Raw genomic sequence first — 12,806 nt, 5'->3', positions numbered from 1 at the left:
ATGCGTCATCTGATCTCCATCGACGACCTCACCGACGCGGAGCTGCGGCGGATCGTGGACCGCGGCGCCGAGTTCTCCGCCGGCCTCGCCCGGCGGCCCGCCCCGCTGGACGGCCAGGTGGTCGGCGTCTATTTCGCCAAGACCTCCACCCGCACCCGTACCGCCTTCTCCTCCGGGTCACTGCGGCTGGGCGGCTCCCTCATCGCCTACGGGCCCGGCGACCTCCAGCTCAACACCGGCGAGACCACCGAGGACACCGGCCGGGTGCTGTCCGGGATGCTCGACGTCCTCGTCGCCCGGACCGCCGGTCCCGAGGCCGAACTGCGCGGCTGGGCACAGCAGGGGACGATGTCCGTCGTCAACGCCATGACCGCTGAGGAACACCCCACCCAGGCGCTCACCGATCTCACCACACTGGTACGCCACTTCGGCCACATCGACGGGCTGCGGATCCTGTACGCGGGCGAGGGCAACAACACGGCGGCGGCCCTCGCGCTCGCCCTGACCCGTTTCCCCGATGTCCACTTCGAGGTCCGCACCCCGCCCGGCTACGGCCTCGACGAGGCGATCGCGCGGCGGGCCCGCGACCGGGCCGCCCGTACCGGCGCCACCCTGGTCGAGCGGTCCGACATGGACGGACTGACCGGCGGCTACGACGTGATCTACACGACCCGCTGGCAGACCACCGGCACCAGCAAGCCCGACCCGGACTGGCGGAACGTCTTCGCCCCGTTCCAGGTCACCCCCGCCCTCTGGGAGGCCAGCCCGGGCGCCGTGTTCATGCACGACCTGCCCGCCCACCGGGGCGAGGAGGTGGTGGCCGAGGTGCTGGACGGACCGCACAGCATCGCCTTCGCCCAGGCCACCAACAAGATGCACAGCGCGATGGCGGTACTGGAGTTCGTCCGCACCGCCGAGGCGTCCCCGAAGGCCGGGGAGCCCGTGGCCGGGGAGCCCGTGGCCGGGGAGCCCGTGACCGGGGCGGCCCACCGCACGGACCGCGATCTGGTGGCCGCGCGATGAAACCCGCGACCGACTCCCTGCCCGACCTGACCGACCTGACCGGACAGAGCGGCCTGACCGACCCGACCGACCCGACCGACCCGACCGGACAGAGTGGCCTGACCGGACAGACCGAACTGACCGACCCGGCGGTGCTGCCGTGGCTCCTGGCCGAGCAACGGACCGACTCCGCACCGGAGAAGAAGCACCGGCCGACCGCGCAGCCCGAACCGGTGACGGAACCGGACGGGGAGACCGCCGCGCCGCCCGTGCCGTTGCGGCGCAACCGCGACTACCGCCTGCTGTGGGGCGGCGCCGGCCTCTCGCTGCTCGCCGGGCGGGCCACCGCCGTCGCGTATCCGCTCGCCGTCCTGTGGGCGACCCGGTCGCCCAGCGACGCCGGACTCGTGGGGACCGCGCTGCTGCTGCCGCAGCTCGTGGTGCAGCTGCCCGGCGGTGCGCTCGTCGACCGCTGGGACCGGCGGCGCATCATGCTGGCGACCGGACTCGGCCAGGCGGCGGTGGCCGGTGTGGTCGCCGCGCTCCTCCTGAGCGGGCACGTCTGGCTGTGGGCGCTGCTGGCCGCCGCGTTCGTCGAGGGCACCCTCGGCGTGCTGTTCCAGCTGGCCGAGCGGGCCGCCGTGCCCGCCGTGGTGCCGCCCGAGCAGATCGGCGCCGCCATGACCGGCAACGAGGCCCGCACCCGCGGGGCCGCCATCGCGGGCCAGCCGCTGGGCAGCGGACTGGTCACACTCGGCTCCGCGCTTCCGTTCGTGGCGGCAGCCGCCGGTCAACTTGCCGCCGTGGCCTGCCTGTTCGGAGTACGCGGAAAGCTTCAGCAGGAACGGAAGGACGCGCCCCGGACGGCGCTCGCCGCCGAGGTCCGGGCCGGTCTCGTCTGGATGTGGCGCCAGCACTTCCTGCGGGCCGTGATGGCCGCCGTCGCCGTCTCCAACATCCTCTTCCAGGGGCTCAACCTGGCGGTGATGTCCGGCATCCAGTCGGCGGGCGGCACCGAGTTCCAGGTGGGCGTCGTGCTCTCGCTCAGCGGGGCGGGCGGTCTGGTCGGTGCGCTCAGCGGCGGCCGGTGGACCGAACGGCTTTCGATGCGAGCCCTCGTGATCGGCGGGCTGGCGGTGTGGGCGCTGCTGATGGTCCCCGTCGCCGTGCTCCGCGACCCCTACGCGCTGGGTGCGATCTTCGCGCTGAGCGGTTACGTGGGCGGTGTGTTCAACGTGGCGGGCGGGGTCTATCTCGTCCGGATCGCACCGGACAGCATGCGGGGACGGGCCAACTCCCTGGCCATGCTGGTGGGTGGCGGCGCGATGGCCGCGGGACCGGTCGCGGCCGGCTTCGCGCTGGAGGGCCTCGGTCCGACCCGGACGATCCTGGGGCTCAGCCTCGCGATGGCCGTGACGGCCCTCGCCGCGCTGATCTCCCCGGCCCTGCGCCGGGGGCCGTTCGCGACGGCCGACTGACCGGACGCCCGGCGGGTCGCGCAGACGAAGGAGGGGGCCACCGCAGCCGCGGTGGCCCCCTCCTCGTCCGTGCCGGGAGCGTCAGCCCCCGGGCGATTCGCGCCGGTCACGTGACGCCGTGGCGAGCACCACGGCGACCGCCACCACGACCGCGCCGACGAGCCAGGCGGCGGTGGTGAGCGTGAGCCGGTCGGGTTCGAGCAGCGGCTGACCCCGCTCCGCCTGCCACAACAGCAGTGCGGTGAGCCCGGCGTGGCCGGCTCCCCCGACGACGATCAGGGCCGTACGCGTACCCTCGCCGCGCAGCAACGGCAGCCTTCCCGCGAGCATCCCGAGACCCACGGCGGCCAGTGGCAGCAGCTGCAGCGCGTGCAGACCCACGAAGTGCGCCACCCGCAGATCCCCGCCACCGGTCGCCCAGTCGGTCAGTGGCAGACCGGCACCGCCGTCCAGCACCCCGACGCTGTGCGCGCCGAGCGTGACCGGATGCTCCCCGGCGTCGAGGGCCCGCTGCTGCGCGGCCGTGGGGGTGGTCATCAGATAGCCGATCGACATGCCCGCCAGCGAGACGAACAGCCCGATCGGGATGGCCCAGGCCAGCGGCCGGTCCACCTTGCGCTGCCACAACAGGAAGATCCCGAGCAGCAGGGTCATGGCCCAGCCGATGTACGCCGCGCCGCCCATCGCCTTGACCAGCACGTCGTTGAGCGTGGACGACACATTGAAGTGGCTGCGTTCGCCCCGCACGGCCTGGAACGTGATGATCGATATCTCCGGGACGATGAACAGCACCACGGTGACGGTGCCGAGTCTGCGCAAGGTGCGCCGCCAGCGGTCCGTCCGGCCGATCATCCACGCCAGGGTGATCGTGTAGAGGCCGAAGGAGACCGCGAACTTCAGGGGTTTGAGCCACACCCCCTCACCCAGCACGGTGCGTCCGTCGAGGAACAGGCCGCCCGCGGCTGTCACCGCGAGCAGTGCCATGGCCCCCGCGCACCAGGCGAGGGGGCCGTGTAATCGGGGGATGCCCCCGTTGTCGCCGGTGTCCTTCTGATGGACCCGGGCGCTCGTGAGCGTGACCACAGTGACTCCTTCACTGGTGGGGACAGTGACTGGTACTGGCCGCTTGAATGGCCGAAAAACGATGTAGTGATTCGTACATCTGTTTCCGGAAGAACGTAATCCGTTGCCATATCGTCCCGGCATCGCGGTGGCTTCGGGACCGCTCGTACCCCCTTTGACCAGGCAATACACCCTGCCTGAGCGGTTATAGGACCCACATAGTCCGGCCCGCGAGAGTCGTCCCATCACCGCAATCCCCCGCACCGCCCACTGATGAAGGAGATCCACCGATGCCGCAGAACACCATGGACCGCCGGGGCGTCCTCAGGGCCGCCGCCGGCATCGCCGGGGCGGCGGCCGCGGTGACGGTGACCGGCGCCCTGCCGGCCTCCGCACACGGCCGGTCCCGCAGCGAGTTCCCCGAGGTCCCGGGCATGGTCGGCGACCGTCGCGCCAACGAGTTCTGGTACGAGTACGACGAGCGCTTCTACTTCAACCCGGCGCCCGAAGCCGTCGAGGCCGTGGACGCCATCGTCAAGCCGCTCGGCGGCTTCACCAAGGTCGACTCGGCGTGGGCCGCCACCCGCTCCGGCGGACGCTACCCGCGCAGCTACCTGGAGCTCATCCGCCCCAACCGCGACGCCTTCGTGCTGCTCTCCAACGCCCAGCGCGACGTCTACCGCGAGTACTACGGGAACGCCCCGGAGGCACTGGTCCGCTCCTTCCAGGACTTCGGCCAGGGCGTCCTGTTCGACCCGCGCCGCAAGGCCGGCGAGAAGGTCCACATGATGAACTTCACGCCGCCGGACTTCACCCACGCCTACCACCGCTGGAACCCCTTCCTGGCCGGCTTCCGGCTCCTGGACATCGACGTCAAGTGGTGGACGCACATCAACCGGCTCGCCGGCGTCGCCTGGGAGCTCCAGTCCATCGGCCAGCCGGTCATCGACGCGAACGACAACAAGCGCCTGCCCCGGCGGACCGTGCACGGCGTCACCCGCAAGTGGCTGCACCGCAGCCCGGACCAGCTCGACACGGCCTTCGACACCTACCCGTACCCCGTCGACATGGGCAAGTTCTAGGAGGCCGCCGAACGCGGCGCCGCCCGTCCGCGGGGCGTGCCCGCACACGCCCCGGGACCGCACCCCACTCCCCGTACGACTCAGGAGGCACAGCCCACCATGCGAGCCACGACCGGAACTTCACCCCGCATCGGCGTCTGGATGATCGGCGCACGAGGCTCGGTCGCCACGGCCGCGACCGTCGGCGCCACCGCGATCGCCGCGGGCAGCGCCTCCTGTGACGGATGCGTCACGGACCTTCCCCCGTTCCGCGACGCATCGCTCCCGGCCCTCGCCGACCTCGTGTTCGGCGGGCACGACATCGTGTCCGTCCCACTGACGGCGAGGGCCGGGCAACTCGCCGGTGCGGGCGTCCTGCCCGCCACCCTCCTCGACGGCGTGCGCGGCGCCCTGGAGGCAGCCGATCGCGAGATCCGCGACGGCTCGCAGCGGCCCGGCGAGCCCCAGTCCGAGGCCGCCGCGCGCTTCGCCGCGGACATCGTCTCCTTCCGCGAACGGCACGCCCTGGAACAGGTCGTCGTCGTCAACGTCTCCTCCACCGAGCCGCTGCCCGACCCCGACCCGGCCTTCCTCGACCTCACGGAGCTCGACGCGGTCCTCGCCACCAGCACCGACCTGCTGCCGCCCAGCTCCCTGTACGCGTACGCCGCCTTCCGGGCCGGCTGCGCCTACGTCAACTTCACCCCGTCCGCGGGCGCCTCGCTGCCCGCCCTGGAGCAGCTCGCCCGCGCCTGCGGTGTCCCGCACGCCGGGCGCGACGGCAAGACCGGCGAGACCCTCGTCAAGAGCGCGCTCGCCCCGATGTTCACCCAGCGCGCCCTGCGCCTGCGCTCCTGGTCCGGCACCAACCTGCTCGGCGGTGGCGACGGCGCCACCCTCCAGGACCCCGAGGCCGCCCGCAGCAAGACCGAGTCCAAGCAGCGCAGCCTGGAGGAGACCGTCGGCCACCCCGTCCAGGGCCAGGTCCACATCGACAACGTCCCCGAGATGGGGGAGTGGAAGACCGCCTGGGACCACATCTCCTTCGAGGGCTTCCTCGGCGTCCGGATGTCCATGCAGTTCACCTGGCAGGGCTGCGACTCCGCCCTCGCCGCCCCGCTCGTCCTGGACCTCGTACGGCTGGCCGCCCACGGCCGCCGCCGCGGCGAATCCGGCGCGCTCACCGCACTCGGCTTCTTCTTCAAGGACCCGGCCGGCTCCCGCGAGCACAACCTCACCCTCCAGTACGAGGCCCTGACCGCCTGGGCGAACGCCCCGGTCCCGGCCGCGATCGGCACCCCGCGATGAACACCACCCTGCGCACCTACGCGGAACTGGTCCGGGCCCCCGCCGCGATCACGGTCCCCGGCGACGTCGTCGCCGGGGCACTCGCGGCGGGCCGCCCGGGCATCCGCCGCACCACCGGTATGGCCGCGTCCTCCGTCGCCCTGTACTGGGCGGGCATGGCCCTCAACGACTGGGCGGACCGCGCCGAGGACGCCACCGAACGCCCCGAACGCCCCATCCCGTCCGGCCGGCTCACCCCGAGCGCCGCCCTCGCCACCGCCATCGGCCTCACCGGCGCGGGCCTCGGCCTCGCCGCACTCGCCGGTGGCCGCCGCACCCTGCTCCGGCGCACCCTGCCGCTGGCCGCCGCCGTCTGGGCTTACGACCTCGGCCTCAAATCGACCCCGTTCGGCCCGGCCGCCATGGCCGCCGCCCGCGCCCTGGACGTCCTGCACGGCACCGGCCCCGGCCGCGCGGCCGCCGCCCTCCCGGCCGCCACCGCCGTCGCCGCGCACACCTTCGCGGTGACCCGGCTCAGCCGTCACGAGGTCGACGGAGCACCCACGAGCGAGCCGAAGCTGTCCCTGGCGACGACCACCGCGATCGCCGGCGCGGGCGCGGCCCACCTGCTGGCCGCCTCCGGGCCGCGCGCCGCAACCACGCACGCGGCCCAACCACCCACCGCCGCGCGGCTGTTCTCCGTCGCGACGGACGGCGCCCACCTCGGCGCCCCTGCCGCGGGATCCGTCGCCGCGCTGCTCGCCACCGCCGGGACACCGGAGGCGCCCGCCGCCCGCAGGCCCGTCGACGCCCTCGTGACCGGCGCGGCCCTCGCCACCTACGCCGGCACCTGTGCCCGCGCCCAGAGCGCCGTCGTCCGCGACCCCTCCGCCCCGCGCGTCCGCGCCGCCGTCGGCGCGGGCATCCACGCCCTGCTGCCGCTCCAGGCCACCCTGGTCGCCCGCGCCGGCGCACCCCTGCTCGCCCTGCCGCTGGTCGCCGCCCTGCCCCTGGTGGGACGGCTCGCCCGGAAGGTGTCCTCGACATGAGCCACCTCCCGGACCCCTCCGACCTGCGCTTCGCATACGGCACCAACGGCTTCGCCGACCACCGGCTGCCCGACGCGCTGCGCGTCCTCGCCGACCTCGGCTACCGGGGCGTCTCCCTCACCCTGGACCACCAGCACCTCGACCCCTACGCCCACGACCTGCCCCGGCGGATCGCCGAGACCCGGCGCGCCCTGGACGCCACCGGCCTCGCCGTCGTCGTCGAGACCGGCGCCCGCTACCTCCTCGACCCCTGGCGCAAGCACCGCCCCACCCTGCTCTCCGCCGAGCCCGAGGGCCGTGACCTGCGCCTGGGACTGCTGCGCCGCGCCATCGGCATCGCCGCCGAACTCGGTGCCGGGGCCGTCCACTTCTGGAGCGGCACCCCGGACCCCGGCACCACCCCGGAACAGGCCTGGCAGCGGCTGGTCGACGGCTGCGCCGAGACCGTCGCACACGCCGACGCCACCGGGATCGACCTCGCCTTCGAGCCCGAGCCCGGCATGCTCGTCGCCGACCTCGCCGGCTACCGCAGGCTGCACCACGAGCTCGGCCTCCCCGACCGCTTCCGCCTCACCCTCGACATAGGCCACTGCCGGTGCCTCGAACCCCACAGCGTCCCCCGCTGCGTCGAACTGGCATCCGACCGCCTCGCCCACGTCCAGATCGAGGACATGCGACGCGGCGTCCACGAACACCTGCCGTTCGGCGACGGCGAGATCGACTTCCCGCCGGTACTGCGTGCCCTCGCCGCCGCCGGGTACCGGGGGCTGGTCTCGGTGGAGCTGCCCAGGCACAGCCACGCGGCGACCGCGACCGCCCGCCACAGCATCGAATTCCTGCGCACCGCAGCCCTGTCGAAGGAGGCCGAACCGGTATGACAGCACCGACGATCACGGCGGCACCGACCACCGTGCACCACACCCTCACCCTGCGCGCCCTCACCGAGGGCCTCGGCTCGGCCCTCGACCACGAGCACCGCGCCCGCCTCGCCCAGGACCTCGCGGCCGTCGCCGAACAGGGTCCGGCCGCCCTCGACAGCCGCTTCCCCGCCGCAGGCCGCGTCTACGGCCGGGGCAGGCTGCCCGGCTGGGCGGGCTGGAGCGTCGAGGACGGCGTACGCACCAGGCTCCTGGGCCAACTGGAGCTCGAAGGAACGGAGTTGGCGCAGGAAGCCACGGAGCGCTACCGCAACGGCGATGCGGCGGAGCGGCGCGGCGTCCTGTGCGCCCTGCCCTTCCTGCCGCTCGGACCGTCCGCCGTCCACCTCACCGACGACGCGCTGCGCACCAACGACAACCGGCTCATCGCCGCCGCACTCGGTCCCTACGCACGGGTCCACCTCGACCAGTACCGCTGGCGCCAGGCCGTCCTGAAGTGCCTCTTCACCGGGATCCCGCTGGCCAAGGTGGCCGGCCTGCACGAACGCCGGGACGCCGAGCTGGCCCGGATGGCCGTCGGCTTCGCGACCGAGCGCCGGGCGGCGGGCCGCACCGTACCCGCCGACCTGTGGCTGGTCGCCACCCACGACAGCTGAGCACCACCCCGGCCCGCAACGGAGCCGGGCCACACACCCGACGGAGATCGGCCATGCGTATATTCGACCCGCACATCCACATGACGTCCCGGACCACCGACGACTACCGGGCCATGTACGACGCAGGTGTACGCGCCCTGGTGGAACCGGCCTTCTGGCTCGGCCAGCCACGTACCCACCCGGCCAGCTTCGCCGACTACTTCGACGCCCTGCTCGGCTGGGAGCCCTACCGCGCCGCCCAGTTCGGCATCCGGCACCACTGCACCATCGGACTCAACCCGAAAGAGGCCAACGACCCGCGCTGCACCCCGGTCCTCGACCTGCTGCCGCGCTACCTCGCCAAGGATTCCGTCGTAGCGGTCGGGGAGATCGGCTACGACACCATGACCGAGGCGGAGGAGCACGCCTTCGCCGCACAGCTCGGCCTCGCCGTCGAGTTCGGGCTGCCCGCACTGGTCCACACCCCGCACCGCGACAAGGCCGGCGGCACCGCCCGCTCCCTGGCCGTCATCGAGGAGTCCGGCATCGACCCCGGTCACGTCGTCCTCGACCATCTCAACGAGGTAACCGTCACCGAGGTGATCGGAACCGGCTGCTGGATGGGGTTCTCCATCTATCCGGACACCAAGATGACCCCGCAGCGGATGGTCGACATCCTCAAAAAGTACGGAACGGAGCACATGCTCGTTAACTCGGCGGCGGACTGGGGACACAGCGATCCCCTGCTCACCAGGATCACCGCGGAAACCATGCTCGAAGCCGGATTCGACGAGGATGATGTCGACCGCGTCATGTGGCGCAACCCGCTCACGTTCTACGGGCAGTCGGGCAGGCTTGACCTGGACGGTTACAACGATGTGCAGGCCGCGGGGCTGTACGCCGGAAATTCGATCGCCCGCGGCGGCAGTTGAGGTCGATACATCATGCGTCTGCACCACTCGGACTCCACCACCATCCACCTCGCCTACTGCACCAACGTGCATCCGGCGGAGACCCTCGACGGGATCACGGCCCAGCTCGCCGACCACGCGGAACAGGTACGCCAGCACCTCGGCACCGACCTGGTCGGCCTCGGCCTCTGGCTCCCCGCCGAAGTGGCCCACCACCTCGCCGACCACCCGGCCGACACCGCCGCGCTGCGCCGGGCCCTGACCTCCCGGGGCCTGGAGACCGTCACCCTCAACGGCTTCCCCTACCGCGGCTTCCACACCCCCGTCGTCAAACGCGGCGTGTACTTCCCCGACTGGTCCGAGCCGTCCCGCCTGACCTACACCCTCAACCTCGCCAAGGTGCTCGCCGGACTGCTCCCCGAGGACGCCGCCCGCGGCTCCATATCCACCCTGCCGCTGGCCTGGCGCACTCCCTGGACCGGCGTGCAGCGCTCCACCGCCGCCCGGCACCTCGACGACCTTGCCGCCGGACTCAAGCAGATCGAGGCCGAGACCGGCCGCACCATCCGCGTCGGCCTGGAACCCGAACCCGGCTGCGTCGCAGAGACCACCGCCCAGGCCGCCCAGGCCATCGCCGGCGCCGACCACGACTGGATCGGCCTGTGCCTGGACGCCTGCCACCTCGCCGTCCAGCACGAGGACCCGTCAAGCGCCGTCGCGGCCCTCGTCGCCGAAGGCGTGCCCATCGTCAAGCTCCAGGCGTCCTCCGCCCTCGTCGCCGACACCCCCGCCGACCCCGAGTCCCGCGAGGCGCTGCGCCCCTTCGCCGAACCGCGCTTCCTGCACCAGGTCCGCGAACAGGGCCCCGACGGCACCCTGCACGGCTCCGACGACCTCGCCCCCGCCCTCGCGGGCGCCCTGCCCGGCGACGCGCCCTGGCGCATCCACTACCACGTACCCCTGCACGACCAGCCCGAGCCGCCGCTGCGCAACACCAGCGCCTCCCTCCAGGAGACCCTGCGGGCGACGCTCGGCGGTGAGCGCGCCCTCACCGACCACGTCGAGGTCGAGACGTACACCTGGGACGTACTGCCCGCCGGACTCCGGCCCACCGGGTCGGCCGGCATCGCCGCCGGAATCGCCACCGAACTGGAGTGGACGTACGGCGAGTTGCTCCGTCTCGGCCTCACCGAGCAGGCCGGAGCCACGCCATGACCGACCGCCAGGTCGCGGTGCTGTGCACCGTAGGCCTCACCCCACGCCTGCTCGGCGAGATGCCGCACGTCGCGGCCATCGGCCAGGAGGGCTTCACCGCCCGCCTCGACACCGTCTTCCCCGCCGTCACCGCCACCGTCCAGGCCACCCTCACCACCGGCCTGCTGCCCCGCGACCACGGGGCCGTCGCCAACGGCTGGTACCACCGCGACCACGGCGAGGTCATGATGTGGCGCCAGCACAACGCCCTCGTCGGGGGCGAGAAGGTGTGGCAGGCCGCCCGCAAGCAGGACCCCGAGCACACCACCGCGTACCTGTGCTGGTGGTGGGCCATGGGCGCGGACGTCGACACCGTACTGACGCCGCGACCCGTGTACCACTACGACGGCCGCAAATCCCCCGACTGCTATACGAAACCGGCCGGGCTGCGCGACGAACTCACCGCCCGCCAGGGCGAGTTCCCCCTTTTCAACTACTGGGGGCCGACCGCCTCCATCGCCTCCACCCGATGGATCGCCGGCGCCGCCCGCCATGTCGCCGACACCCGCCGCCCCGATCTGTCGTTCATCTACGTGCCCCACCTCGACTACGACCTCCAGCGCTACGGACCCGACAGCCCCCGGGCCGTCCGCGCCGCCCGCGAGGCCGACGCCGCGCTCGCCCCGCTCCTGGACGACCTGCGCGACCGCGGGACCACCGTCGTCGCCCTCAGCGAGTACGGCATCAGCCCCGTCACCCGGCCCGTCGACATCAACCGCGCACTGCGCCGCGAGGGACTCCTCTCGGTGTACAGCCAGCGCGGCATGGAGTACCTGGACCCCTGCACCTCCCGCGCGTTCGCCGTGGCCGACCACCAGGCCGCCCATGTGTACGTCGCCGACCCCGCCGACATCCCGCGCGTCCGCGACGTCCTGAAGCACACCGAGGGCGTCGACGAGATCTGGGACCGCACCGAACAGGCCACCTACGGCATCGACCACCCCAACGCGGGGGAGCTGGTCGCCGTCGCCGAACCGGACGCCTGGTTCACGTACTACTACTGGCTCGACGACACCCGCGCCCCCGACTTCGCGCGCGGCGTCGAGATCCACCGCAAACCGGGCTACGACCCGGCCGAACTCTTCTTCGACCCCGCCGACAAGGCGGTGAAGGCGAAGGCAGCACTCACCCTGTTGCGCAAGAAGGCCGGAATGCGCGCACCGCTCACCGTGGTGCCGCTCGACCCGGCCCACGTCAAGGGCAGCCACGGACGGCTGCCCCAGGACCACCGGGACGGGCCGCTGCTGCTGTGCTCCGACCCGGGGCAGGAACGGGACCGCTACCACGCCACCGAGGTGAAGGATCTACTCCTGCGCCTCAACGGACTGGCCTGAGACCGGCCGTATCGAAAGGATCGAGAGGAGGCCAGATGACACCTCGGCGGAACACCGCGATCAGCGAGGTGCGCATACCCCGACCGGCGCTCGAAACGGTCGGCCGGATGCAGGAGTCGGGTGAGATCCACGTGTGGTGGTGGCCGCTCGGCGCACGGACCGACCCGGCGGACTACGCCGTTCTCGACGAGGTGGAGCGGGGCCGGGCCCAGCGCTTCCACGCCGAGGCGGACGCCGCCGCGTTCACCGCCACCAGGGCCGGTGCCCGGCGGGCCGTGGCCGCGCTGCTCGGCGTCGAACCGGGGGAGGTCGGCTTCGGCCGGCGGATCTGCCCCGGCTGCGGCGACCGGGAGCACGGCCCGCCCGCCGTCTCCGACCCGCCGGTCCCGCTCGCGGTCAGCCTGTCCCGCACGGCGGGGGCCGGAGCCCTCGCGGTACGGGCGGGCAACTGGGTGGGCGTCGACGTGGAGGCCCTCAGACCGGTCGAACCGGCCGGCCTGGCCGAGGTGGTCCTCACCGCCTCGGAGGGCGCACACGTCCTCGGCCTGCCCCCGGGCCCAGCCAGGGACGCCGCCTTCCACCGGGCCTGGACCCGCAAGGAGGCGGTGGTCAAGGCCGTCGGCCTCGGCCTGCTGGGCATGCCGCTCAACACGCTGGACGTCAGTCCGGCGCAGGACGGCCCCGTGCGGGTGGTGCACCGCTACCGCGGCGAGGAATCGCACTGGCAGGTGATGGACGTCGACATCGGCGACCGCTGGGCGGCCTCGCTGGCCCGCCCGGAGGCCGGCCCCCTGGGCCCGGTCCACACCCACGCCCCGGTGTGACAGCGGGCTTCGCGCCGCAACACACCCCATC

The 12,806-nt window shown here is 73.0% G+C and carries 12 protein-coding genes; 11 read left to right on the top strand and 1 reads right to left on the bottom strand.

Annotated features, from left to right (window positions below; all coding sequences use genetic code 11):
• Both AADR41_RS10410 and AADR41_RS10405 read left to right on the top strand, forming a co-directional pair.
• Positions 1–1,023, top strand: a complete 1,023-nt coding sequence (locus tag AADR41_RS10410) for an ornithine carbamoyltransferase (RefSeq protein ID WP_342281047.1) — start codon at positions 1–3, stop codon at positions 1,021–1,023.
• Positions 1,020–2,480: an MFS transporter gene (locus tag AADR41_RS10405; protein ID WP_342281046.1), complete on the top strand. Its 1,461-nt coding sequence runs from the start codon at positions 1,020–1,022 to the stop codon at positions 2,478–2,480. Before AADR41_RS10410 ends, AADR41_RS10405 begins: the two co-directional genes overlap by 4 nt.
• 81 nt (positions 2,481–2,561) lie before the next feature.
• Here the strand turns inward: AADR41_RS10405 and AADR41_RS10400 are convergent, their stop codons facing one another.
• Complete coding sequence (locus AADR41_RS10400; RefSeq protein WP_342281045.1) at positions 2,562–3,563, bottom strand: hypothetical protein; 1,002 nt, start codon at positions 3,561–3,563, stop codon at positions 2,562–2,564.
• A 269-nt stretch (positions 3,564–3,832) separates the two neighbouring features.
• On the opposite strand from AADR41_RS10400, the gene AADR41_RS10395 reads away from it, so the two are divergent.
• The 9 genes from AADR41_RS10395 to AADR41_RS10355 all read left to right on the top strand — a co-directional run bounded on the left by AADR41_RS10395 (position 3,833) and on the right by AADR41_RS10355 (position 12,775).
• The gene (locus tag AADR41_RS10395) at positions 3,833–4,624 is read left to right on the top strand and encodes a Tat pathway signal sequence domain protein (RefSeq protein ID WP_342281044.1); all 792 of its coding nucleotides are present in this window, start codon (positions 3,833–3,835) and stop codon (positions 4,622–4,624) included.
• Between the two features lie 99 nt (positions 4,625–4,723).
• Positions 4,724–5,911 carry an inositol-3-phosphate synthase gene (locus AADR41_RS10390; protein WP_342281043.1) on the top strand — a complete coding sequence of 396 codons (1,188 nt, stop codon included), beginning with the start codon at positions 4,724–4,726 and terminating at the stop codon, positions 5,909–5,911.
• Positions 5,908–6,939, top strand: coding sequence for an SCO3242 family prenyltransferase (locus AADR41_RS10385; RefSeq protein WP_342281042.1), 1,032 nt, complete (start codon positions 5,908–5,910; stop codon positions 6,937–6,939). The genes AADR41_RS10390 and AADR41_RS10385 overlap by 4 nt, the downstream gene beginning before the upstream one ends.
• On the top strand, positions 6,936–7,817 hold the full coding sequence (locus AADR41_RS10380) for a sugar phosphate isomerase/epimerase family protein (RefSeq protein WP_342281041.1): 882 nt from the start codon (positions 6,936–6,938) through the stop codon (positions 7,815–7,817). Before AADR41_RS10385 ends, AADR41_RS10380 begins: the two co-directional genes overlap by 4 nt.
• A complete protein-coding gene (locus AADR41_RS10375) occupies positions 7,814–8,473 on the top strand; it encodes an EboA domain-containing protein (RefSeq protein WP_342281040.1) in 660 nt (219 codons plus the stop codon). Before AADR41_RS10380 ends, AADR41_RS10375 begins: the two co-directional genes overlap by 4 nt.
• Before the next feature lie 53 nt (positions 8,474–8,526).
• On the top strand, positions 8,527–9,384 hold the full coding sequence (locus AADR41_RS10370) for a TatD family hydrolase (protein ID WP_342281039.1): 858 nt from the start codon (positions 8,527–8,529) through the stop codon (positions 9,382–9,384).
• Between the two features lie 12 nt (positions 9,385–9,396).
• Positions 9,397–10,578, top strand: coding sequence for a metabolite traffic protein EboE (gene eboE / locus AADR41_RS10365; RefSeq protein WP_342281038.1), 1,182 nt, complete (start codon positions 9,397–9,399; stop codon positions 10,576–10,578).
• On the top strand, positions 10,575–11,951 hold the full coding sequence (locus tag AADR41_RS10360) for a nucleotide pyrophosphatase/phosphodiesterase family protein (protein ID WP_342281037.1): 1,377 nt from the start codon (positions 10,575–10,577) through the stop codon (positions 11,949–11,951). The genes eboE and AADR41_RS10360 overlap by 4 nt, the downstream gene beginning before the upstream one ends.
• 35 nt (positions 11,952–11,986) lie before the next feature.
• A complete protein-coding gene (locus AADR41_RS10355) occupies positions 11,987–12,775 on the top strand; it encodes a 4'-phosphopantetheinyl transferase family protein (RefSeq protein ID WP_342281036.1) in 789 nt (262 codons plus the stop codon).
• The last annotated feature ends 31 nt before the right edge of the window (positions 12,776–12,806 follow it).

It is taken from the genome of Streptomyces sp. CLV115 (assembly GCF_038448545.1).
In the GTDB taxonomy this organism is placed as follows: Bacteria; Actinomycetota; Actinomycetes; order Streptomycetales; family Streptomycetaceae; genus Streptomyces; species Streptomyces sanglieri.
Note: the sequence above shows the minus strand (reverse complement) of the source record. Positions and strands in the feature narration are given on the sequence as shown.